The sequence below is a fragment of the Roseixanthobacter glucoisosaccharinicivorans genome (assembly GCF_043195095.2).
Lineage (GTDB): Bacteria > Pseudomonadota > Alphaproteobacteria > Rhizobiales > Xanthobacteraceae > NCEH01.
In genome coordinates this window covers 2,649,762-2,671,771 of record NZ_CM195538.1, presented here as the reverse complement: position 1 = coordinate 2,671,771, position 22,010 = coordinate 2,649,762, and the positions used below count along the sequence as shown (strand labels likewise).

The 22,010-nt window shown below is 60.0% G+C and carries 30 protein-coding genes; 29 read left to right on the top strand and 1 reads right to left on the bottom strand.

The window, feature by feature from the left end; translation table 11 throughout:
* Positions 1-5 precede the first annotated feature (5 nt).
* From V5F78_RS12205 to V5F78_RS12140, 14 genes are read left to right on the top strand one after another with little or no spacing between them, the layout of a single operon-like run.
* A complete protein-coding gene (locus V5F78_RS12205) occupies positions 6-503 on the top strand; it encodes a structural cement protein Gp24 (protein WP_394072416.1) in 498 nt (165 codons plus the stop codon).
* A gap of 21 nt (positions 504-524) precedes the next feature.
* On the top strand, positions 525-1,574 hold the full coding sequence (locus tag V5F78_RS12200; protein WP_394072414.1) for a DUF2184 domain-containing protein: 1,050 nt from the start codon (positions 525-527) through the stop codon (positions 1,572-1,574).
* Positions 1,575-1,623: 49 nt separating this feature from the next.
* Positions 1,624-1,956 carry an STY1053 family phage-associated protein gene (locus V5F78_RS12195; protein ID WP_394072412.1) on the top strand — a complete coding sequence of 111 codons (333 nt, stop codon included), beginning with the start codon at positions 1,624-1,626 and terminating at the stop codon, positions 1,954-1,956.
* Positions 1,957-1,958: 2 nt separating this feature from the next.
* Positions 1,959-2,348, top strand: coding sequence for a DUF4054 domain-containing protein (locus tag V5F78_RS12190; protein ID WP_394072410.1), 390 nt, complete (start codon positions 1,959-1,961; stop codon positions 2,346-2,348).
* Positions 2,345-2,848 carry a hypothetical protein gene (locus V5F78_RS12185; protein ID WP_394072408.1) on the top strand — a complete coding sequence of 168 codons (504 nt, stop codon included), beginning with the start codon at positions 2,345-2,347 and terminating at the stop codon, positions 2,846-2,848. The genes V5F78_RS12190 and V5F78_RS12185 overlap by 4 nt, the downstream gene beginning before the upstream one ends.
* A gap of 1 nt (position 2,849) precedes the next feature.
* Positions 2,850-3,227: a hypothetical protein gene (locus V5F78_RS12180; protein WP_394072406.1), complete on the top strand. Its 378-nt coding sequence runs from the start codon at positions 2,850-2,852 to the stop codon at positions 3,225-3,227.
* Positions 3,224-3,808: a phage neck terminator protein gene (locus tag V5F78_RS12175; protein ID WP_394072404.1), complete on the top strand. Its 585-nt coding sequence runs from the start codon at positions 3,224-3,226 to the stop codon at positions 3,806-3,808. The genes V5F78_RS12180 and V5F78_RS12175 overlap by 4 nt, the downstream gene beginning before the upstream one ends.
* Before the next feature lie 2 nt (positions 3,809-3,810).
* On the top strand, positions 3,811-5,286 hold the full coding sequence (locus V5F78_RS12170; protein ID WP_394072402.1) for a DUF3383 domain-containing protein: 1,476 nt from the start codon (positions 3,811-3,813) through the stop codon (positions 5,284-5,286).
* A gap of 10 nt (positions 5,287-5,296) precedes the next feature.
* Positions 5,297-5,755 carry a phage structural protein gene (locus tag V5F78_RS12165; RefSeq protein WP_394072400.1) on the top strand — a complete coding sequence of 153 codons (459 nt, stop codon included), beginning with the start codon at positions 5,297-5,299 and terminating at the stop codon, positions 5,753-5,755.
* Positions 5,756-5,763: 8 nt separating this feature from the next.
* On the top strand, positions 5,764-6,195 hold the full coding sequence (locus V5F78_RS12160) for a phage tail assembly chaperone (RefSeq protein WP_394072398.1): 432 nt from the start codon (positions 5,764-5,766) through the stop codon (positions 6,193-6,195).
* 47 nt (positions 6,196-6,242) lie between these two features.
* The gene (locus V5F78_RS12155; RefSeq protein WP_394072396.1) at positions 6,243-6,392 is read left to right on the top strand and encodes a DUF6889 family protein; all 150 of its coding nucleotides are present in this window, start codon (positions 6,243-6,245) and stop codon (positions 6,390-6,392) included.
* A complete protein-coding gene (locus V5F78_RS12150; RefSeq protein WP_394072394.1) occupies positions 6,392-8,245 on the top strand; it encodes a D-alanyl-D-alanine carboxypeptidase family protein in 1,854 nt (617 codons plus the stop codon). The genes V5F78_RS12155 and V5F78_RS12150 overlap by 1 nt, the downstream gene beginning before the upstream one ends.
* A gap of 9 nt (positions 8,246-8,254) precedes the next feature.
* On the top strand, positions 8,255-10,129 hold the full coding sequence (locus V5F78_RS12145) for a hypothetical protein (protein WP_394072392.1): 1,875 nt from the start codon (positions 8,255-8,257) through the stop codon (positions 10,127-10,129).
* Positions 10,130-10,684 (top strand): phage baseplate protein, encoded by a 555-nt coding sequence (locus tag V5F78_RS12140; RefSeq protein ID WP_394072390.1) that lies wholly within the window; start codon positions 10,130-10,132, stop codon positions 10,682-10,684. It begins immediately after the preceding gene.
* Here V5F78_RS12140 and V5F78_RS12135 read toward each other — a convergent pair.
* Entirely contained in the window at positions 10,681-11,382 is a 702-nt protein-coding gene (locus V5F78_RS12135; protein ID WP_394072388.1) for a DUF4431 domain-containing protein, read from the bottom strand. The genes V5F78_RS12140 and V5F78_RS12135 overlap by 4 nt on opposite strands.
* A 350-nt stretch (positions 11,383-11,732) precedes the next feature.
* Here V5F78_RS12135 and V5F78_RS12130 point away from each other — a divergent pair, with 350 nt between their 5' ends.
* The 15 genes from V5F78_RS12130 to V5F78_RS12060 all read left to right on the top strand — a co-directional run bounded on the left by V5F78_RS12130 (position 11,733) and on the right by V5F78_RS12060 (position 21,978).
* Entirely contained in the window at positions 11,733-11,918 is a 186-nt protein-coding gene (locus V5F78_RS12130; protein WP_394072386.1) for a hypothetical protein, read from the top strand.
* Entirely contained in the window at positions 11,918-12,553 is a 636-nt protein-coding gene (locus V5F78_RS12125) for a hypothetical protein (protein ID WP_394072384.1), read from the top strand. The genes V5F78_RS12130 and V5F78_RS12125 overlap by 1 nt, the downstream gene beginning before the upstream one ends.
* A 257-nt stretch (positions 12,554-12,810) precedes the next feature.
* Entirely contained in the window at positions 12,811-13,614 is an 804-nt protein-coding gene (locus tag V5F78_RS12120; RefSeq protein ID WP_394072382.1) for a KilA-N domain-containing protein, read from the top strand.
* Between the two features lie 174 nt (positions 13,615-13,788).
* The gene (locus tag V5F78_RS12115; RefSeq protein ID WP_394072380.1) at positions 13,789-14,100 is read left to right on the top strand and encodes a phage baseplate plug family protein; all 312 of its coding nucleotides are present in this window, start codon (positions 13,789-13,791) and stop codon (positions 14,098-14,100) included.
* Entirely contained in the window at positions 14,097-15,035 is a 939-nt protein-coding gene (locus V5F78_RS12110; protein ID WP_394072378.1) for a phage protein, read from the top strand. The genes V5F78_RS12115 and V5F78_RS12110 overlap by 4 nt, the downstream gene beginning before the upstream one ends.
* Positions 15,035-15,703: a Gp138 family membrane-puncturing spike protein gene (locus V5F78_RS12105; RefSeq protein ID WP_394072376.1), complete on the top strand. Its 669-nt coding sequence runs from the start codon at positions 15,035-15,037 to the stop codon at positions 15,701-15,703. The genes V5F78_RS12110 and V5F78_RS12105 overlap by 1 nt, the downstream gene beginning before the upstream one ends.
* Complete coding sequence (locus V5F78_RS12100; RefSeq protein WP_394072374.1) at positions 15,700-16,053, top strand: contractile injection system sheath initiator; 354 nt, start codon at positions 15,700-15,702, stop codon at positions 16,051-16,053. The genes V5F78_RS12105 and V5F78_RS12100 overlap by 4 nt, the downstream gene beginning before the upstream one ends.
* A complete protein-coding gene (locus V5F78_RS12095) occupies positions 16,053-17,222 on the top strand; it encodes a baseplate J/gp47 family protein (RefSeq protein ID WP_394072372.1) in 1,170 nt (389 codons plus the stop codon). Before V5F78_RS12100 ends, V5F78_RS12095 begins: the two co-directional genes overlap by 1 nt.
* Entirely contained in the window at positions 17,222-17,905 is a 684-nt protein-coding gene (locus tag V5F78_RS12090; protein WP_394072370.1) for a DUF2612 domain-containing protein, read from the top strand. The genes V5F78_RS12095 and V5F78_RS12090 overlap by 1 nt, the downstream gene beginning before the upstream one ends.
* A gap of 87 nt (positions 17,906-17,992) precedes the next feature.
* Positions 17,993-19,312 carry a hypothetical protein gene (locus V5F78_RS12085; RefSeq protein WP_394072368.1) on the top strand — a complete coding sequence of 440 codons (1,320 nt, stop codon included), beginning with the start codon at positions 17,993-17,995 and terminating at the stop codon, positions 19,310-19,312.
* Positions 19,305-19,907 carry a DUF4376 domain-containing protein gene (locus tag V5F78_RS12080; RefSeq protein WP_394072366.1) on the top strand — a complete coding sequence of 201 codons (603 nt, stop codon included), beginning with the start codon at positions 19,305-19,307 and terminating at the stop codon, positions 19,905-19,907. The genes V5F78_RS12085 and V5F78_RS12080 overlap by 8 nt, the downstream gene beginning before the upstream one ends.
* 65 nt (positions 19,908-19,972) lie before the next feature.
* On the top strand, positions 19,973-20,359 hold the full coding sequence (locus tag V5F78_RS12075) for a phage tail fiber protein (RefSeq protein ID WP_394072364.1): 387 nt from the start codon (positions 19,973-19,975) through the stop codon (positions 20,357-20,359).
* Positions 20,360-20,363: 4 nt separating this feature from the next.
* Complete coding sequence (locus V5F78_RS12070) at positions 20,364-20,708, top strand: hypothetical protein (protein ID WP_394072362.1); 345 nt, start codon at positions 20,364-20,366, stop codon at positions 20,706-20,708.
* Positions 20,678-21,760, top strand: a complete 1,083-nt coding sequence (locus V5F78_RS12065; RefSeq protein WP_509276226.1) for a hypothetical protein — start codon at positions 20,678-20,680, stop codon at positions 21,758-21,760. The genes V5F78_RS12070 and V5F78_RS12065 overlap by 31 nt, the downstream gene beginning before the upstream one ends.
* Entirely contained in the window at positions 21,760-21,978 is a 219-nt protein-coding gene (locus V5F78_RS12060) for a hypothetical protein (protein WP_394072358.1), read from the top strand. Before V5F78_RS12065 ends, V5F78_RS12060 begins: the two co-directional genes overlap by 1 nt.
* Positions 21,979-22,010: the final 32 nt, after the last annotated feature.

Genomic DNA, 22,010 nt, shown 5'->3' with positions numbered 1-22,010 from the left:
AAACCATGAGCAATGCAATCCTCTACCGCATGGCTGCCGGAATTCCCGGCGCCGTCAATCGTGTCGAACACGCGACGATCACCCCGGAAGTCATCGACTCCGGCACGCCTCCGACCAAGTTCGGCATCTTCGTGAAGATGGTGACCGGCAAGATCCAGCCGCTCGCATCCAGTGATGCCGGCTCTGTGGTCTATGGCATGCTCGCGCGGCCCTTCCCGACCTCGGGCAATGGCACCGATGGGCTCGGCACTTCCACCCCCGCGACCTCTGGCATCTGCGATGTCCTGAAGCGCGGCTACATGATGGCGACCCTGGCGCTCGGCACCGCTGCCAAGAACGGCGCGGTCTATGCCGTGACCACGGCCGGCGGCACCGTCGTTGTGGGCGATATCGTCACCTCGACGTCCCCGGCGGGCGGCGGCACGGCCGTTGCCGTCACCGGCGCTTTCTTCATCGGCCCCGCCGATGCCAACGGCATCGTCGAGATCGCATACAACATCTGATCCCGGCAAGGAGCCACATCAATGTACCACGATAAGACCCTCCTGGCCGGCGTGTCTCGCCCGGCCATCGTCCGCGCCCGTACGCGCGACGCGATGATGACCTATGACCGTCGCACCATCGACAGCGCCGGCTCGTTCCTGATCCAGGAACTGGAGCGCCTCGACCAGACCCTGCACATGCCCCTGGTCTCCGTGACCTGGTCGCGTGACATTGATCTGCGCGAGGACGTGTCCATCGCCGATGAAACCTCGTCCTTCACCAATTCCAGCTTCGCGGCGGCCGGCGGCATCACCCCGGGCGGCAAGGCCTGGATCGGCAAGGACGCCAACGCCATTTCCGGCGTTTCCCTCGATATCGGCAAGACCGCCCAGCCCCTGTATCTCTGGGGCCAGGAAATCTCCTGGACGATCCCGGAACTGGAGTCGGCTGCGAAGGTTGGGCGCCCGGTCGACTCCCAGAAGTTCGAGGTCATGCGTCTCAAGCACAACATGGACGTGGATGAGCAGGTCTATATCGGCGACAGCGTGCTCGGCGTCTACGGCCTGGTCAACCACAACAAGGTGACCAACGTCACCAATGTGGCAAACGGCGCGTCTCTGTCTCCGCTATGGGAAAGCAAGACGGCCGACGAGATCCTTGCCGACGTCAACGAGCTGCTGTCCAGCGTGTGGGCTGCGTCGGGCTGGGCCGTGATCCCCACGGAACTGCGCCTTCCCCCCAAGAAGTACAGCTACCTCGTCTCGCAGAAAGTCTCCAACGCCGGCAATATGTCGATCCTGCAATACCTGCGCGATAACAACCTCGCCAAGTCCAACGGCCAGGATCTGAACATCCAGCCCCTCAAGTGGCTGAATGGCGCCGGCTCCGGCGGCACGCAGGGTGACGACACCACCACGAACCGCATGTCGGCCTATACCAAGGACCCGCAGCGTGTTCGCTTCCCGATGACGCCGCTCCAGCGCACCCCGCTGGAATACCGGTCGCTCTATCAGCTCACCACGTACTTCGGCCGGCTCGGCGTGGTTGAAGTCGTGTACCCCGAGACGATCGGCTATCGGGACGGTTTGTGAGCGAGGGGCCGGCGGCTCTTCGCCGGCCTTCCTGTCATAGGAAGAACTCATGACCAGCATCAACGTCGTGAAGACGTTCACGCTCAACCTTGGCGCCGTCTTGAAGAAATTCGAGGCGGGCGTTCATGAGGTTGAGGACGATATTGCCCAGCACTGGTACGTGCTGCTTCATATCGCGCCACCGGCTGCCCCTGTTCCGGAGCCCGCCCCGGTTGAGGGCGTCACCGTTGAGGACGACGGCACGACGCATGTCGATACACCTGAAGAAGTAAGCGAGAAGCACACGCTCATTGCCCATGCGGAAACCCTCGGCATCGCCGTTGACGGCCGTTGGGGCGTTACCCGCCTTCAGGCTGAAATCGCCAAGGCTGGAGCGGCCTGAACATGACGGTTACATCCGCAACATTCTATCAGGCATTTCCGGAATTTGCGGATGTGGGCAAGTATCCCGTGGCAACCGTGGATATGTGGATCGCTGCGGCGCGGTCGCTTTTGAGCGCCGATCGCTGGGGTGATCTTCTCGATCTAGGGACAGGCCTCTTCGTCGCGCACAACCTTGCGCTATCGCGCCTGTCCACTGCGTCGGCTGCCACCGGCGCCGTTCCAGGGGCATCGACGGGCATTATGTCATCGAAGACCGTCGATAAGGTCTCTGCCTCCTACGACACGTCCAGCGCCTCCCTTGAGGGTGCGGGGGCATGGAACCTGACGACCTATGGCGTTCGTTATCGCCAATTGGCTCTGATGATCGGTGCCGGCGGTGTTCAGCTATGAAGGTCACGGTTCGCAAGTTCGATGCAGGCGTTTTCGCCAGCGTGAAGGATCTGACCAAGAGCCGAGTCCTTATCGGCGTGCCCGACGCCAACGCCCCCCGCAATGCGGATGAAGAAGAGGCCCAAAAGGGCGAGCCGATCAACAACGCCACCATCGGCTACATCATGGAGTTCGGGGCGCCCAACGCAAATATCCCTGCTCGCCCCCATCTCTTGCCTGGAATTTCGGACGCCAGGGACGCCATAGCGGGGCAGCTCAAGAAGGGTGCGCAGCAAGCGTTGGCCGGAAAGGCTGGTGCAGCAGACGTCGCCTTGAACAATATCGGATTGATCGCATCGTCTGCCGTCAAGGCGCGCATAACAGGGGGGCCGTTTGTGCCCCTGGCTGAAACCACGCTGCGGGCGCGGCGGGCGCGCGGAAGAACGGGCGAGAAGCCGCTACTGGACACTGGGCAGTATCGCAATGCTCAGACCTATGTGATCCGCCCGAAAGGCAAATAGCATGCCTCTTCTTGATGTGAGCGACGTCCTCGGCGATCCCATGTTCGCCCAGGACGCGGGGGCCATTGTGCTCTATCGCTCAACCCTCAGTGTTGGCGCCAACGGGCGCGGCGCTCGTACCACCACCACGAAGGTTATCCCCGGCGTGGTGACGGCGGACACCGGGGACATCCTTGACCGCACTCCAGACGGGCAGCGTATCCGAGGCTCGATCACGATCCACACGACGTTTCCCCTCACGGATGGCAACGGAAACACCGACGCAGATGAGATCCAATGGAACGGCCGTCGCTACATCGTAAGCGCGGTCAATGACTACACGACTTATGGCGCCGGCTATGTTTGCGCCACATGCGATCTTAAGCAGGTATCCCCGTGACCAATACATCGGCATCGGGTGGCTACCTCGTTCCATCGTCGCCCGGCCCAGCGTGGGATGATCAACTCGACGATGTGCTTCAGGCGATGATCGTCGGCATCACGGGCTTGCCGGGCTCGGTGGTCCGCCCACGCTGGCAGCCAAACCAGCCGAAGCAGCCGGAGCCGAGCGTGGACTGGTGCGCGGTCGGCGTCACCCACGTCGAAAACGACACCTTCGCCGCGCGCATTCACAGCGGGGCAGGGGACGGCTCCGACACGCTCCAGCGTCACGCGACGCTAACCGTCATGGCGAGCTTCTATGGCCCGCACCGGATGGGGTTTGCCGGGCTGCTATCTGACGGCCTTCTTATCCCGCAGAACCTGGAAGCGATCGTTACGGCAGGGCTGCTCATCAGGCAGGCCTCAGACGTGGTTAGCGCTGGGGACCTGTTCAATCAAAATTGGATCGCCCGCGCCGACGTCCTGATGACGTTCCGCCGACAGATCAACCGCACGTACCCGGTGCTCAACGTCGTGTCGGGCGTCGGGACCATCCACCCGGCAAGCGCCGCCTCTCAAAACTTCGATACGGAGAACTGACCATGGCTCAAGGCCTTGCCGTCACAGACGTCGTTAACGTTACCGTCAATATTTCGCCGATCGCCGCGCCCACGCGCAACTTCGGCGCCGCCCTCCATATCGGGACCACGGATGTCATCGACACCGGAGAGCGCATTCGCCAGTATTCCAATCTGGCGGGTGTCGGCGGCGACTTCGGCCTGACCGATCCGGAATATCTCTCCGCGCAGAAACACTTCGCCCAGGTGCCGCAGCCGGCTCTGCTCTATATCGGGCGATGGGGGCAGAGCGCCACGAAGGGCACCCTGCGGGGTGGAGTGCTCCAGACGTCCGAGCAACTCCTGTCGGCGTGGACCTCGATCACGACCGGGTCCATGAAGATCGACATCGACGGGACCACCAAGACGCTGTCGTCCCTCAATTTCTCCGCCGCGCTCAATATGCCCGGCGTGGCTGCAATCATCGACACGGCGCTTACCGGCGCATCGGTGACATGGGATGCGTACAACGCCAAGTTCGTCGTGCGCTCTGATACTACGGGCACGTCATCGACGGTTGGCTATGCCAGCGCGACCGGATCCGGCGTGGACATCTCGGCACAGCTCAAGCTGACGTCCGGCCTCGCATCCGCTCCCGTGGCGGGCATCGCCGCCGAAACCCTCGCTGCCGCGCTCCAGGCGTTCGTTGACAAATCAGGCGACTGGTATTCTGCCGTCGTTCTTCCGTCCATTTCAACGTCCGTCGCGCAGGCCGCCTCGGACTATATCGAAGGGCAGGGCAAGAAGCGGATCATCGGCTACACGATCACCTCGTCCACGGTCCTGGATAGCGGGAGCACGACCGACCTCGGATACATACTGAAGGCCGGCAATTACAACCGCTCCTACAGCCAGTATTCGGCCAACGCATATGCGGCAGCCTCATTCTTCGGCCGGGCCGCGACGGTTGACTTCAACGGCAGCAAGACCGCTCTGACGATGAAGTTCAAGAATGAGCCGAGCGTGGCGGCGGAGACGATCACCGAGACGCAGGCCGCGGCCCTCAAGGCGAAGAACGTCAATATCTTCGTCAATTACGACAACTCGACGGCCATCATCCAAGAAGGCGTGATGGCCAGCGGCCAGTTCTTCGACGAACGTCAGGGGCTGGATTGGTTCGAGAACGCGGTCCAGACGGCCGTCTGGAACCTCCTCTACACGTCGCCGACGAAAGTCCCGCAGACTGATGAGGGCATGCAGCAGATCGTCGCCACGATGGACAGCGTCTGCGCACAGGCCGTCCGCAATGGCCTGGCGGCTCCCGGTGTCTGGAATGCCGCCGGGCTTGGCGAACTCAAGCAGGGCGATACCCTGACCAAGGGTTGGTATACCTATGCCCCGCCCGTCTCCACGCAGTCTCAGGCGGATCGCGAGGCGCGCAAGTCGGTCTCCTTCCAGATCGCGCTCAAGCTTGCGGGCGCCACCCACTTTGCGCTCGTCTCCGTCAACGTCAATCGCTGAGGCCTGACCGATGGCAAACACCTATTCATTCGAAACATTCGTCATGACCTTCCAGGGTCCAAGCGGGAACTTCTCCTTGGGCTCCGGCGCGGGCAATGCGGAGGAGGGCGTCTCCTTCGCGATGACCGAAGACAAGAACACGATGACCATCGGCGCGGACGGATCCGGCATGCACTCGCTGCACGCGGGTCGGTCGGGTACCGTGACCGTCCGGCTGCTCAAGACCAGCCCGACGAACGCGCTTCTCAGTGCCGCTTACAATTTCCAAACGTCGAACCCTGCGGTGCACGGGCAGAACATCCTCAGCGGTCGCGATGTCTACCGGGGCGACGTCATCGTCTGCCAGCAATGCGCATTCCGCAAGCAGCCGGATATCACGTTCGCCAAGGACGGCGGCACCAACGAATGGGTGTTCGACGCCGTCTATATCGACATGCAGCTCGGCTCCGGCCTGGCGGCTGGGCTCTGAGGTGATCCATGGAGTTTAAGGTAGGCGCCCACAACTACCGGTCATCCAAGTTGGACGCATTCAAGCAGCTTCACGTTGCCCGACGCATCGCCCCCGTCTTGGGCGAGCTTGCCCCGGCGATGAAGGCGCTGATGTCTGCGGCCGGCAAGAGGTCCGCAGACCAGGCGGACGCAATCAGCGCCGTATTGCCCCTGACGCGGGCGATCGCGGCTATGCCGGAGGAAGACTGCAACTATGTGCTCGCGGCCTGCCTCTCCGTGGTGGAGCGTGAGGTTGGAAATGTCGGCTGGCAACGCGTCTGGAACCAGCAGGCGCAAGCGCTGCAATACCAGGACATCGAAGCCCCCGAAATGATCATGCTCGCCGCCAATGTGATCGGCGAGAACCTGTCAAATTTTATGCGCGCCCTGCCGTCCGGTTCGACCGCGTTGGGGCAGTAAGCCCAAGCGTTGCCCTCGTCACACTTCCAGATGGCGAGGACTACCTGATGCGGCCCGTCATGGCAGGGCTCTGCACCCTTAAAGAGTTGCAGGACGGCACATACGACCTGTGCGATGTCGCGCTGCTCAACGACGCACTCAACATCCGAGATGAGAATACGCGTCGGATGAACGAATCTCAGAAGGCTAACAAATAATGTCCGAAACCCTTCGCGACTATCTTGTTACCCTGGGATTTAAGGTCAACAAGGCGGACGAAGTTCGGTTCCGGGACGCGCTCGGGACGGCGGCAAAGACCGTGGCGGGGCTGTCCGCCGCGATGGCAGCGGCTGCGGCGACGATCCAGGCTTCTGTCATCAAGATCGCGGCCGACTTCGATAGCATCTATTTCGCCTCCCAGCGGACGGGCGCGAGCGTCGCGAACATCAAGTCCCTGACCTATGCCCTCTCTCAGGTGGGCGGTTCATCCGGTCAGGCATCGGCGGCGATTGAGGGGCTGGCGGCGGCGATCCGCACCAATCCCGGCATTGAGGGGATGCTGAATTCCCTCGGGATCGCAACCAGGGAAAATGGTCGGCTCAAGGACACCGCCGTCATAATCGACGGCATTGTCTCCAGCTTGTCGAAGTCGCACCCCTATTATACCTCGGCACAGATCGCTGGCATCCTCGGGATTGATGAGGCGACCTTCCAGGTCCTCGTCACGCAGTGGCCGCAGATCAAGAAGTTCCAGGACGATTACAGGCGCCGCGCGGCAGAGTTCGGGGTCGACCCGGACAAAGCAGCGCAGAATTCCAACAGGCTCATGACGAGCTTCAGGGACCTTCTTCTCAGTCTACAATTGGTGACGGAAAAGGTCACCGTTGAACTACAGCCTGTGCTGACGAAATACCTCGGAGAATTTGCCAAATGGGTTGAGGAGCACTCCGACGATATTGTGAAAGCCGTGCTCGGAATTGTCGAGGCCGTGAATGGAATGGCGCGTGATTTTGCGCTCTTCCTGGAGAAGATCGAGCCGGTCACAGACGCCTTCCTGGACCTCGTGACCAGCCTGACTGGAGACAGTGGGCTCAAGTGGGCGCTTGAGGCCGTCCTGCTCTATATGGCTGGAGCGTGGCTTGCGGGAATGCTCGGGACCCTCGCGACCTTGATGCGCAATCCGGCGTTTCTCGCGCTCGCGGCGATCATGGGCATTGGGTACGACGCGTTCGTCATGTCCGACCAGGACAAGATCGGCGTCGGTGCCGGCGTTAATGACGCCATAAACGGCAAGGCGGGAGATCCGCCGAACTGGTGGGCGCGGCAGCAAAACAAGGCCCGAGAGTTTCTCGGGTTGCCTCCCGTGGATAATAAGGGCAACCCCGCCGCCCCAGGGGCATCTAAGCCCCCCGCAGACAAAGAAAATAAGCAAGGCGGTGGGCTAAACCCTGATTTAAAATCAAGGTTTGATAAGATGATGGAGGATGCGCCCGATCATATTCGCCAGTCCGTTGGGGTAAACTCCGGTTTCCGTTCAGTCGAGCGGCAAAGACAACTGTTCGATGAAGCAGTTAAAAAGTATGGTTCCGAGGATGCCGCAAGAAAATACGTCGCCCCTCCCGGCCGCTCACAGCATAATTTTGGTGAGGCGATGGACCTGCAATTCGGAAGCTCGGAGGCAAGAGAATATTTCCACCAAAATGCAGCTAAGTATGGGCTGAGTTTCCCACTTCCGCATGAGCCGTGGCATATTGAGCGTAGCGACTCGCGGAATAGTTCAGGCAAGCCAATCCGGGCTCATGATGGCGTTTCCGATCCGGACAAGCGCTCTGAGATTAGGGGCATCAGCGACGAAATCCTGAAATCCGTCAACCAGGCGGGCCTTCAGCCTTTCAGTTCGGGCACCTTCGCGCTGGGGAATAGCGTCACCAGATCCGCCTCGATCGAGCAGAACACGAAGATCGAAATCAACGGCAGCTCTGACCCGGCCGGAACCTCGGATAAGCTGGGCGCACTTCAGCCCAGGCTCAACGCGGAATTGTTGCGGAACTCGCAATCTGCTTTCGCCTGAGGCTAAAATATGGAGCAGATGAAAGAGTTTCTTGTCTCCATCGGATGGGATGTTGACAAGGCGAGTTTGGCCAAATGGGATGCCGCCCTTGAAGGGGCGGATAAGGCGGCCCAAAAGTTGATCGCGGCTTTCGCCACGGCGGCGGCTGGTGTCGGCCTTTTAATTGGGCGCACCACGGTTGCCCTGGATGATCTGAACTTTTCCGCGCAACGCCTGGATGCGTCTGCGGCCGGGCTCCAGGCGCTTGCCTATGCTCTGGGTCAGACGGGTGGATCATCTTCCACGGCGGCCCTGAGCGGGCTCGCGAAGAAGCTCCGCACGCTGCCCAGCACTGAGGGGATCATCAACCTTCTTGGTGTGCAGACGCGCGTGGGTGGGACACTGCGAGACACCACCAGCATTCTGCTGGACGTCGTGGATTCCCTGGCGAGCACGTCGTATGTGCAGGCGGTCCATACCGCCGCTCAACTCGGCATTTCGGAGGAGCAATACAACCACCTCCGCAAATATGGGGGAGAGATCCGGGCTTACCAGGAAGAGTTCAAGGAGCGGGCACGCCGGCTTGGCGTGGACCCGAGCGCGGCCGCAACAAGCGCGACGCTCCTCATGTCCAGCGTCAGGGGCCTAGCCGCTGATCTGGATTTGGTGTTGGGCCTTATCGCGGGCGCTCTCGCCCCGGCACTTGGCCCCCTGCTTGATGAGCTTTCCGGCTGGCTAGAGGTGAACCAGTACAAGATCGTCTCGTTTGTCGGCCGCCTGATGGAGTCCATTGTCTCGCTCGTCCGAAGTGTCGAGAGCATGGTTCGTGGCCTAACGCCCGTTGGGGAGGCGGTTGGCGAATTCGTTGGGGGTGCGGACGGGCTAGAAACGGCCGCAGGGATCATTGCCGGAGGGTATTTGGTTTCGATCGCTTTGCGCATGGGGCGTACGGTGGGCTTGGTCCTTGCGGCTGCTGTCGCGCTCGCAGAGCTATTGAGGGTTCCTGGAGCCCGGGCAGGCAGCCTCTGGTCTGGAGGGCGGGCAGAGGCGCACGGGGCGACGATCGAACCTCGCGCGAGCATTCGGACGCGGTTCCGCAGCTTCATCGGCCTCGATCGAAAGAGCGAGACAGGATCCGCCTCCAGCGGTGGTTCTGGGTCATCTGAAGGGCGCGCGGGGCCAAGCACGGCTGTGCCTAAGGGGGATACGAGGGTTCCTGCATCTGTCCGCAGCAACAACCCCGGCGCGATGTGGCCGGGACCATCAGCATCGAAGTTCGGCTCTACCCGTCACGAGGTGCTCAACGACGGCCTGGGGCAGGGCAACAAGATTGCCATCTTCGACACAAAAGAACAGGGCGGCGCGGCCTTGTTCGATCTTTTTAAAGACAGGTATGCAGGAAAAACCTTAGCGACCGCGATTTATAGATGGTCTGGAGGGAACGCTTCGGGTGAGTACGTGCGCTCTGTGGCAAAGGCTCTTGGGATCAATCCAAACGACTTTATCACCAAGGAAATGCTGGACGATCCGAGGTTTGCCGTTCCTCTTGCAAAAGCCATGTCAAAGTTTGAGGCGGGACGGGAATATCCGATGAGCGACGCGGAATGGCGTCGCGCACATGAAATGTTCAAGCGCGGGAAGCCGGATCCCGTAGAGCAGCCCAAGACGCCCGCGCCGGCAGCGCCCGAGGTTGTACCGGAAAAAAGGAACGGAGCGGAATTGCGTGGGTTTGCCGCCCCCGCCATAGTCGCGTCCAATGACGAGGCCTTCGGCCGGATGAAGCAGACGACGACCATTGTCGTGAATGGCGATGTCGATCCGAACCAAACCGCCTATGAGGTCGCTCGGGCGCAGCGTGGGGTTAACAGCGCGGTCGTGTCGCGTGCTCAATCAATGGTGGCGTGAATGGTCGATATCGTTGAGGCCGTGATCGGAACGGTGTCGTCTCTGCTCCTGACGTCCGGACGCTCCATCGGGGGTATTGTGCCGGACGTGGTCGCGGAAGAGATCGGCCGGGATACGACCTTTGTGACGAACCACCCGGTGGAACGTGGCGCCGCCATCTCGGACCATGCTTTCATGATGCCGGTGGAAGTCGAGATGCGGTGCGCGTGGTCCGATAGCACCGCAGGCTTCCAGGGGTATTCAGAGATGATCTATGGTGCGCTCCAGTCGCTCCAGGCGGCGCGTGAGCCATTCACGGTTCTGACCGGGAAGCGGCTCTACACGAACATGCTGGTCGTCGGCTTGGAGGTCACGACCGCTGCGGCGACGGAATATGCACTGTTCGTGCGGGTCCTGTTGCGCGAGGTGATTATTACGAACACGCAGATGGCCTCTGTCGGCGGTAGCTCGGCCACGCAATCCGATCCGAAGCGGTCATCGTCGACGAGCAATTCAGGAACAAAGCAACCGATTGAGGCCGGGGCGATCCAATCTTCCGCTATTGGGCAGAATTAGTATCTAAATTTGTCTCTTGGAATCTGACGCGTGCCATTCAGAAATTCTTGCTGCGTAAAGACGTCTATGCAGTCAGATATATTTGAATATCTATAAGGGTTTCCGGACTTTTTATTAGATTCATCAATCGAAAGGCATTTGCGCTTAACGTCAATTGAAACTTGATCCCATATAGATTTTAATCTGTCGTAACCTATTTGTTGATTATTTATGCAATAATTATACGTAATAGAATTTCCTTTCGCAAAACCGGCGCACTCAGATTCAACGTTTATCACCGGGATGGTTATCAATTCTATTCCTGGTTCTTTTGTGATTGCTGTCTCAGATATTCTATCAACTATCATAAATATAGGCGCAATGTGGTGGCCCGTTTCGGCTAAAGAAAGCGTTCCATAAGCTGTTACGGTTGATCCAACCATCGCTCGGGCAACGGCGGTCTTGTCTGGTCCGTTAAATATTAGTTGAACAATTCTGGTGTCTTCATCATATCCAATAATGCATTCCGGCGTTGCTAATCGGATCAAAAGAAATTGCGTGGATTTTGAGCTTGTAGATGAAACCTTAACATCGCGGGGAAACAAGACCCCCGTGATTGATCGGGTGCTATCAGGCCAAACGCAATTTGCGGGGGCCTCCGCCGCCATCAAATGATTGGTGGAGATGCAGAAAATAAGGAATACGAACAGGCGGCGCATCTGCTCCTCCAAAAAGGAGGCGATGATATCACTTGAGATGTAATCGCGGGAGACCCCACCTAGCTGGGATCTTTCTCGACGAGGTGCAGACCGGCCTCAACGAACGCGCGGATAGCGGCGGGGCGCGTTGGAATGGGGCGCTGCTGGGCACGCCATTCGTCAATGCGCGCCAATAAAGCCGATGGCAGGCGAACCATCACCGGCTCCGTATTTGCCTTTGGGCGTCCGGATCTTGATACTTTGATATTATCTATTGTGTCGGGCATGGATTGTTGATATCAAAGTAGCAGGCCGATGGGAAGCGGGAACTTCCGCATCGGCCCTAACCAGCCTACGGAAGGAGTGCTTCCATGGACCAGGCTAAGAACGAGCCTACCACATCTCGCCGCCGCCCCGAAGACGCCGCCGCCTTCGGCGTCATGCTGCTGAAGGGCCTTCTCATCACGCCACCGTCCAGCCCGGCGCTGGTGCGTGTCGATCCGAAGCCGCCGGTTCTGACCGGCGGTGTTGCCTCCAAGGTGTTGGAGGATGCGTGATGGGACAAGACCTCTCAATCGTGGACCTGAACACGGCGGTTAATCACGAGCCGCGAGTTGCCCACCAGCGCCTTGCTGAGGCCCTCGGATATGGCGCGCAGATCAAGATGAAGCACCTTGTGGAGAGGAACATTGAGGCGCTTCAAAGGTTTGGGGAGGTTTCATCCACCGTGGATGAAACCGGCCCGAAAGGTGGCCGCCCCGGCAAAACTTACTGGCTCAACAAGAAGCAGGCGCTTTATCTCTGCACCAAATCGGAGACGGCGAACGCGACCGACGTGACCATTCAAATGGTGGAAGTGTTCGATGCCTATCAGCGTGGCGCCGTCGCAGTCGAAAAGCCGGTAAAGGTGCGGGCGCATCGGCGGCGCGCACCTCTGCGGGATGACACCGGTGGTAGTGTCGATCTGCATACGCTGTACGAGATGATTTTCTCCGCCAAGGTCCGCCTGGAGCGGGGGCAAGAAGCGAGCTTCGGAGACGCACTCTTCAATGTCATTGGGGAGGTGGTTGAAATGAAGATGGGGCAGGCGCCCTTCGGAGGGAAAGCGCTAGTTGGGTTGATCGGAGAAACACGAGCCCGCTTACAAGGGCGCTATGTTGATCCAGATCCATTCCGGCCGCGCGCAAGATAATTCGACTTGCTGCGGCTCTGTCCCATCAATCCACCGGGATACCCACACGGCAAAGAAAAGACGCCGGGAGGTCGCGCGGACCTCTTGGCGTCGGGGGACGTGGCGTTCATAATCTGTTCTTGTGGATTATGTCCTCGGTTTCCCGAGGGGACCAGGGGCGGGGAGCAAATGCTGTGAGAGGCGCGCTCCCCGACCCCGCTTTCCCGGCCGCCTTAGCAGGGCGGCTAGTTTCAATCCCAGCAAACAGGATGCTGTGAATGACGGCACAAGATATGGCACGTTCCCCGCTTTCGTTCAACGGGGTGGAAATTCGCGACCGCAGCGAAATGCTTTCGCTGACCGATATGTGGAAGGCGGCCGGCTCGCCGGAGCATAAGCGCCCGGCGGAATGGGCGCGCAAGGAAGGGGCTGAGTTCATCGCCTTCCTGGCAGATGCGCATAATGTGGCCCACAGCCACATTATCAAGGGAGAGCGCGGGCGCAGCGGGGCGACCTTCGCGCATTGGCAGATTGCCCTGGCCTATGCGAAGGCCCTTTCTCCCGAGTTCCATATGCAGTGCAACGTCGTCATTCGCGAGCGCATGGAAGGGAAGGCGACCGCTGCGATTGTAACGGGGGAGACCGCCGATGAAATCTCGCGCGCGCTCGGCATCATGAAGTCCACGATCCACAAGGTCACGGAGATGGAAAGAGCGGTGAAGCGCCTGGAGGCGATGCGGGCTGCTCCGACCTTCGATCTGTCAGGATCGGTGACTTCGGATACGATCATTGAGCTGGCGGGCGTGAACCGCAAGGAGCGCGTCCGGGGCACCACGGTTATGATCACCAACGCCATGCTGGACTTTTGCGACGGCTCGGGCTGCTTTCGGACGCCGGCCGACCTCAACCCTGCGCGCCCGTGGCGCTTTCCCAGGGAGAAGGCGCGCGACTGGCTGTTCGGCACCGACCATGGCGCCGAGCGGATCCGCAATCAGATCGGCGCACAGATGCGCAAGAAGGACAAGAAGGGGCAGCGCCTGTTGAACCTTGTCCCGCCGCCGAGCCAGCCGCCCGCCGGCTGACGAGGACTATAAGGGGCCGGAGCCATCCCTTGATTTCATTGGGTCCAAAATTGGACCGCAGGAATCGCGCCGATCAGACCCGGCCTAAATCATTGATTTTGAACGATGCAAAATTGCATCGGCCACACGCCACCCAAAGCCGCCTCCGGGCGGCTTTTTTATTGGAGGATCGGCATGACGACCTATGAGATCCCCCTCTCGCCTATGCCGCAGGCGTTCTCTATTCAACTCGCACAAGTCGAGTATCGCTTGACCTTTACCTATCGAGATGCGGACGAGGCGGGGTGGATCATGGATATCGCCGGCACCGAAGGCGTTTCGATTCTAGCCGGTGTCCCGCTGGTAACAGGCGCCGACCTTCTGGAGCAGTACAGGCACCTCGGGCTCGGCGGCTCGCTCTATGTGGTCACAGACGGCGCGCCCGATGAGGTGCCGAGTTATGACACGCTTGGCGGTCCCTCTCGGCTGTTCTGGGTTGCGCCATGACGCGGCAGTGGATCCGGCAGGTCAACCTTCAGGTCGGCAATGGCGGCGACGTTATTGATCTGTCCAATATGCGCATTCGCTTCAACGTACAGCAGGGTGATGTTCAAACGCCAAATCACGCGGACATCATCATCACCAACCTGTCCGAGCAAACGGCAAACCGCATTCAGAAGGAATATGACTCCGTAGTGCTCCAGGCTGGATATGATGGCAACTGCGCCACTATCTTCCAGGGCGAGATCGTTCAAAAGAGGATCGGCCGAGAAAACCCGACCGATACATACCTATACCTCATCGCCAAGGAAGGTCAGAAAGCCTACTCTTATGCGATGATCTCAAAAACGCTCGCCGCTGGGCACACATTCCGAGATCAGGTTGATGCCTGCCTCAAGGAATTGGAAAAGTACGGGATCACGGCGGGCTATATCGTCGACCTTGGAAAGGCGAAAATGCCGCGCGGCAAGGCGCTTTTCGGGATGGTGAAAAACCAGCTCCGAGCAATCTGCGCGGCGACAGGAACATCCTGGAGCATCCAAGGAAAACAGCTTCAGATCGTCCGAAACGACACCTATATCCCCGGCAATGCGATTGTCCTGAACTCTGACACCGGTATGGTCGGCATGCCCGTTCAGACGATGAACGGGATTGAGGTCCGCTGCCTTCTGAACCCCCAGATAAAGCCCGGACGCAGGCTGAAAATAGATCAGGCCAGCATTCAGCAGGCAGCCTTTACGACTAACTATCAAGACGCACAAAATTTCCTAATCCCACCCACTGCTGCGGACGGGATCTATAAGGTCCTGATTGTGAACAATTCAGGGGACACCAGGGGAAACCCTTATTATACAGACGCCGTCTGTGTTTCTGCAAGTAGTTCGTTTATTCCTATGGGCACGGCCGCGCGTGGCGTTCCCGTCAACCCGCAGGATAAATAATGGACCAGCGCACGCGGTTTAACGTTGATCTCGACGAAGCCATTCAGACGGCGATCGACGGAAGGATGGCCGAACTCCATACGGCGGTTCCCGTAAAAATCGTGAGCGTCGATTACCAGAAGCAAACTTGCGCCGTCCAGCCCACAGTTAAGGCCTGCGTGCGCAAGCCGGACGGGTCGCAGGAGTGGATATCGCTTCCGCAGATCCAGGACGCGCCGCTTCATTTCCCACACGGTGGCGGGGTCTCCATGACCTTCCCTGTATCTCCGGGTGATGAGGGGCTCGCGATCATCTCCTCTCGCTCGCAGGATGCTTGGCAGCAGTCGGGGGGGGAGCAGCAGCAGATCGACAACCGAGGCCACGATCTTTCCAATGCCTTTGTGATGGTTGGGTTTCGGAGCAATCCGAATGCCCTTTCGAATGTTCCGAACGACTCCGTGCAAATCCGCTCAACGGACGGGGACACGCTGATCGACATCAAGGGTGGCCAGGTGAAAATCAAAGCCACGGGCTCCGAATCCACCGTCACGCCGGACAAAATCACGCATAAGGTCGGCGACCTGTCTGTGGAGATTTCCAGCGATCGCGTGGACCTCGGCGGATCCGGCGGGTCCCCCGTAATGACTGCGGGCGGCCCGTCGTCCAAGGTTTTCGCGAGGGTCGCATGAGATATCGCAAGCTCGACGCGGATGGTGATTACACCTTTGGGCGCGGATCCCTGGATTTCTATCGCGACGTGCCGGAGGCGCCCGCCCAAGCTGTAAAAACACGCCTGCATATGAAGACCAATGAATGGTTCCTGGATACATCGGCAGGCACCCCTTGGGACACCGATGTCCTCGGAAAATATACCACCTCTCTGCGTGATAGGACTGTACGAACCCGCGTGCTCGGAACCACGGGCGTGACGGCGCTCGCCTCCTATTCGAGTTCTTTTGATCCCGAGATGCGGACCTTCGCGGCGTCCGTGACCATCGACACTGCCTATGGACAGGCTAAGATTGTGGAGCCCATCTGATGGCAATCGTCTGCACCATCGACGCGACCGGCATCCACGCCCCGTCTTTGGCGGATATCCGCGCCTATTTCGTCTCCTCTTACAAGGCGATCTACGGGACTGACGTCTATCTGGAGAGTGACAGCCAGGACGGTCAGCTTTTGGATATCTTTTCAACGGCGATCCACGACTGCAATGCGCAGACCGTCGCCTGCTATGGCGCTTATTCTCCAGCGACAGCCCAGGGCAACGGTCTTTCAAGCGTCGTGAAAATTAATGGCATCGCCCGCTTGCTGCCGAGCAAATCCAGCGTGGACCTATTGCTCGGGGGAACCGCAGGCACCACCATCAATGGCGGTTACGCGACAGATGCGGATGGCGTCCAATGGGTACTTCCCGATAGCGTAACGATCCCCGTTGAAGGGCAGATAACGGTCACAGCCACCTGTTCGGTCGAGGGGCAACTCTCTGCCCCCCCTGACACCATCATCAATATCGGTACACCCACCAGGGGGTGGCAAACAGTCACCAATCCGGAAGCCGCCACCGAAGGCGCCCCGGTCGAGTCCGACGCCGCGCTTCGGAGGCGGCAAAAGACGTCCACAGCCCTCCCGTCCAAGACTGTGGTGGATGGAATCGTTGGTGCGCTACTCGATCTCCCAGGCGTGGCGCGCGTCAAGCCCTACGACAACGACACCAATTCAACCGATGGCAATGGGGTTCCGGCGCACGCCTTGGCTATGGTCGTGGAAGGCGGGGATGCGCAGGAGATCGCTAGTTTGATTCGCCTCAAGAAGACCCCTGGAAGCCCAACCTACGGAACCACCAGCGAGGTGGTTACGGATACCTACGGAATCTCCAAGACAATCAGCTTTTTTCGACCCACTATTGTCCCAATTACTGTCGCTATCGAAATCTCCGTGGTCGGAGGATATACGACAGCGATTGGCGAACTGATAAAGCAATACGTCGCGGATTATATCAATTTGCTTGACATCGGAGAGGACATTTACAGAAGGCGACTTTTCGTTCCGGCAAATCTGAACGGTCTGCCTCAGAGCGAAACCTACGATATCGCAAGGCTGCTCATAGCGCGAGATGCCGGACCTCCATCGGCATCAAATGTAACGATCGCATTCAATGAATCGGCATCGTGTGTGATCGGTGATATCACGGTAACGGTGATCTGATGAGGCCGCGCAATACGGGGGATTACCTCGCCCTCATCACCCCATATCATCGGGGGCGTCCCAAATATTCGAAGACTGTTAGCACTGCCGTCGAGCCCGTTGCAGAAGCCCAGGCTGTTCTTTCTGAACTGTCGCTCGCTTTCGACCTTGATACCGCGATCGGCACCCAGCTTGATCATGTGGGCGAGTGGGTCGGCCGGTCGCGGTACGTCAACATCCCCCTCGCAAGCGTTTGGTTTTCCTTCGACATCGAAGGATTGGGCTGGGATCAGGGCATATGGAAGGGAGAGTTTGATCCCGATACAGGTCTCTATGCCCTCGATGATGAAACATACCGCAGCCTGCTGAAGCTTAAAATTATCGCCAATCAATGGGATGGCACGATCGAGTCTATTCGGGAACCGATGGAGCGCTTTTTCAGCGGCGACGGCGTCTATATGTACATCGAAGATCGCTTTGACATGAGCATGATTTTCGGGGTTTCGGGCCGCCGTCCGAACGCGGCGTTTCTCGCCCTCCTGACGGGTGGATACATCCCCATCAAGCCGGAAGGTGTTCAGGCGCGCTATCTTACCACCTCAGTTGTGGACGCGCCCATCTTCGGGTTTGACGTGGATAACGAATATATCGGCGGCTGGGACCGTGGGTCCTGGGGCGTTCCGCCGGACTTCTACAATCCATAGCCTCTTAAACTAACCCCACCTCCGGACGTCACGAACTCTGCCCCATTGGGCGCGGGGTGATTTTGCACGACAAAATGGGAATCCCCTATGCCAACAAATGATTTTCTCCCGTTCGCAACGGGCGTCGGCGCTAACGTCATGTCGCAGGCGGACTATGTCGCGCTCGGGTCGAGGAGCGCGGGGTTCGTGGCTGGAACCGCGTTTTCAGCCCCCTTCAATAAGGCCATGCGGCAAGCATCAGTCGCGGCGGCAATGATTGCGCAGTTCGGGTTGGATATGACCAGCGCCGACATGCTCGACGATGGTGATGTCTCGACCATCCTCGATATCTACAAGGCTGCCATCCGTTCACAGAGGCTGAATTACTTTGTGGCGGGCGGAACTGCAAACGCGCTCACCATCACTGCCAGTCCGGCCCCGGCGGGTTGGTCAGACCTTCAAAACGTTCCACTTGATATCCGCATCAGCGCGACGAACACGGCCTCTGACCCCACCATTGAATTTTCCGGCGTAACGGGGTCAAAAGTCCTGAAGCACCGAGACGGCTCAACAATCACGCGTGGCGACCTGGTGTCCGGCACCGTCCAACGGGTTCGATACGATGGATCGGTGGTGCGGCTTGAGGCTGTGGTGGCCTCTGAATACGTGAGCGCGGCCGACGCATCGACTCTCTGGGTTCGCCCGGATGGAAGCGACGTCAATGACGGTCAGTCCAATACCGCGGGTGGAGCGCTCCAGACGATCAACGAGGCGGTACAGCGCGCCTTCAGGATTTCTGGGACGACGACTATTCGCCTGGGTGTGGCCAGCACTTATGCAGCATGGGATCCTATCGTCTCTGGACGAATTACCATTCTTGGAGACGTCGCAAACCAGGATAATTACATCGTTGCGGGACTCGGGCCGTTGGGTGGAGGTGGGAACGTTTTCAGCAACAGCAGTGGAACGTTGATACTTCAGGGGCTTAGCCTCCACAACACTGGTCCGAGCAATAACACCTTCAACTGCAATGGATCTGGATACTCTGCGATTGATCATGTCAGCTTTACGGCGGCATCGTCTTCCATTTATTCACATATCTGCTCCGCAGAATCGTCTATGATTTATGTCGGCGACGGATGCAAGGTTAGCGGAACGATGGCCTCCGCGCTTCTTGCTCGTATCGGTGGATCAATTGTGCAAACGGCAAACCTTGCCGCCGCACCGAGTGCTGTCTTTACCGCATTCGCAAAAGCTGGAGACCTCGGGACTATCACCGCTATCCCGGGTGCAAGCATTTCTGGATCGAATACCGGAAGCCGATACGACGTAACAAACAATTCCGTGATCAACACTTATGGCGCCGGATCATCATTCTACCCCGGGACCACCAGTGGAACCAGCAGCGCCGGAGGCCTTTATGTTTGAGCCCGCAACCCTCTCGGCACTCGCTTTGCCGGTATTCGCACCGTCTGATTGGTACTGGATTGCGGATGATGGCCGCATTTATTCTTCGGCGCGGCAGATTACTGTGGCTGAAAGCGATTCCGACTATGTGTCGTGGACCGAAAAATCCCGCGCGACGCGGTGGCCCTGCGACGAAGATGGCCACCAGACGGATTCCTCGTTGGCTGAGGTCCTGTCCACCTATGGCATTCGATATCACTCAGGTCCCACCGTTTATGACGTGATCGCTGAACGTGATCGGCGCCTGGCGCTCGGCTTCAGCTATGACTTCGGCGATTCACGTGGCGTGCATCGCATTGGCACAACGCCGGAAGATCAGCAGGGCTGGTCGGAAGTGACAACGCTGGCTCAAGCGTTGCTTGCATCCGGCGATGCGGCGACGCCCATTTCAATCATTACGGATACCGGCCCTGCAACCGTGACGGCTCAAGAGTGGATGGCGGTTCTTCTGGCTGCGGGCGACCACCGGCAACCCATCTGGTCCGCGAGTTTCTTGCTTCAGGGGCTCGATCCGATACCGGCGAACTATGCCGATGACGGGTATTGGCCCGCCTAATCCGACGCGAAATCGAATCCTGTTCAGCCGCCTTCGGGCGGCTTTTTTTGTGCCTGGAGAACCCCATGTCCGCTTCGAACTATCTCGAAAACAAGCTCCTCGATCACGCGCTCGGCTCCACCACGTTCGCCAAGCCGACGGCGGTCTATCTCGCCCTGTTCACGGCCGACCCCGGTGAGGCGGGGCTGGGCACCGAAGTCGCGGGGCTGGGCTATGCCCGCCAGCAGGTGCAGTTCACCGCCGCCTCGGGCGGGGCGAGCGAAAACACCAGCCTGATCACCTTCCCTCAGGCAGCCGGCGGCGCCTGGGGCACGATCACCCATTGGGCGTTGTTCGATGCGTCCGTCGCCGGCAACATGCTCATTTCCGCCGCCTTCACCGCGTCCCGCGTTATCGCCGACACCGATCAATTGCTGATCAATGCCGGCGACATCGACATCACGCTGGATTGAGGCGATGGCTATCACCTTTCGGCCTGGAGATGAGGTGCGGCAGCCGTTCCTCGTCGTGGCCGGCGACACCATCGTGAACATCTCTGACGGGACGGTCTCCGCGCGGCTCGTCGCGCGCGGCCTCAGCATCGACCTCACGGTGGGCGCGGGCATCGTGATCGAGCAGGTGGCGCCCGCGCCTGCGGCCGATGGGGCTGGGCAGGTGGCTCATGGCTTGATCGTGCTGGACGAGGCCCTGACGGCGACCTTGCCCACGGGCAATCTCACGCGCCTGCATATCTTTTTCGTCAACTCGGCCGGCGTGCGCATGTCGGCGGAATGCATCGATCTCATAGGTGTAACATGTTGACGGGACCACGGATCATCGCCGGCCGGCGGCCGCTCGAAATCGTGCGGCTGATCGGCGTCTCGGCGCTCCAGGGGCCGAGCTATGGCAGCGGCGCCGCGGCCCTCACGCTGGAGGCCGAAGCGGGAGCGCGGTGCGTGCGGCGCGCCAGCGGCGCTGCGGATCTTGCCCTGGCCGCGGCAGGCGGCGCGCGCCGGGCGCGCCGCCTTGAAGCTGCGGCGGGGCTCGCTCTATCTCAGGTGGGTGCGAGCCGCCGCGTGGCCCGTGCGTCAGGCGCGGCGGCGCTATCGCTGGGCGGGTCTGGTGGAGCACTCTCCCTCGATGCCGGCGCTGCCGCCGTGATCGCCCGCATGAGCGCCAGCCCATCCTTTGCGCGAAAAACCGCCATCAACACCCTTGTCCGCGCGCTCAAAGCGGCGGGCGTGTGGCAACGGCTCGACGTGCTCCACATCATGGCCGCCCACGACGCGCAGGCCGCCCGTCTGAACTGGATATCCTCTAGTTACGATCTGACAGCGACGAATTCGCCGACGTTCACGGTGGACCGCGGGTACCAAGGCGACGGGGCGACCAATTTCCTCACGGCCACCGGTTACGATCCGAGCGCCGGCGGGCGCCTGCTGACGCTCAACAGCGCCACCCTCGGCGCATGGGTTGAAACGGCGGACGTGACCACCTCTACGGGCGGAATTTTGGTCTTCACCTCCACCGGACGACTCCAGCGCCGCTTGAACGGCACGCAGTATCAGTGCCGCGTCAATGACGCCACGTCCGCCAATATCCCGGTGGGCGCGTTCACCGGTTCGACGGGCCTCAATAGGTCCGCGGCCGGCGCGCGGGAGTTTTACCAGGCGGGCGTGCAGACGCTGACGGACACCGTGGCGAGCGGCACGGTATCGAACCGCTTGGACTATCTGGCGGCGGGGCTGCCCGCATCTGCCTATTCCGACGCACGGCTGGCCGCTGGCTGGGCCGGGGGCTCCCTCACATCCGCACAGCAAACCGCGCTGCATGCGGCACTGCGGGCGTACATGACCAGCGTGGGAGTTGCGTGATGCGGTTTCTGATTCTCGATCACACCACGGCGGATGCGGTCCGCGGCCCCACAGCCCCCGGCGCCGCGCTTGCCCCGGTGCTGCTGGCAGACGGCGCCACCTGGGTTTTGCCGGAGGTTTGCGCCACCGCGCCCGAACACGTCATGCATCACGCCCTGCTCGCCATCATGCCCGTGCGCGAGGTGGCGGGCGCCGAGTGGCAGCCGTCGGTCGAATAAGGCGCCCAATACCGAACATCCACGCCGCCCGC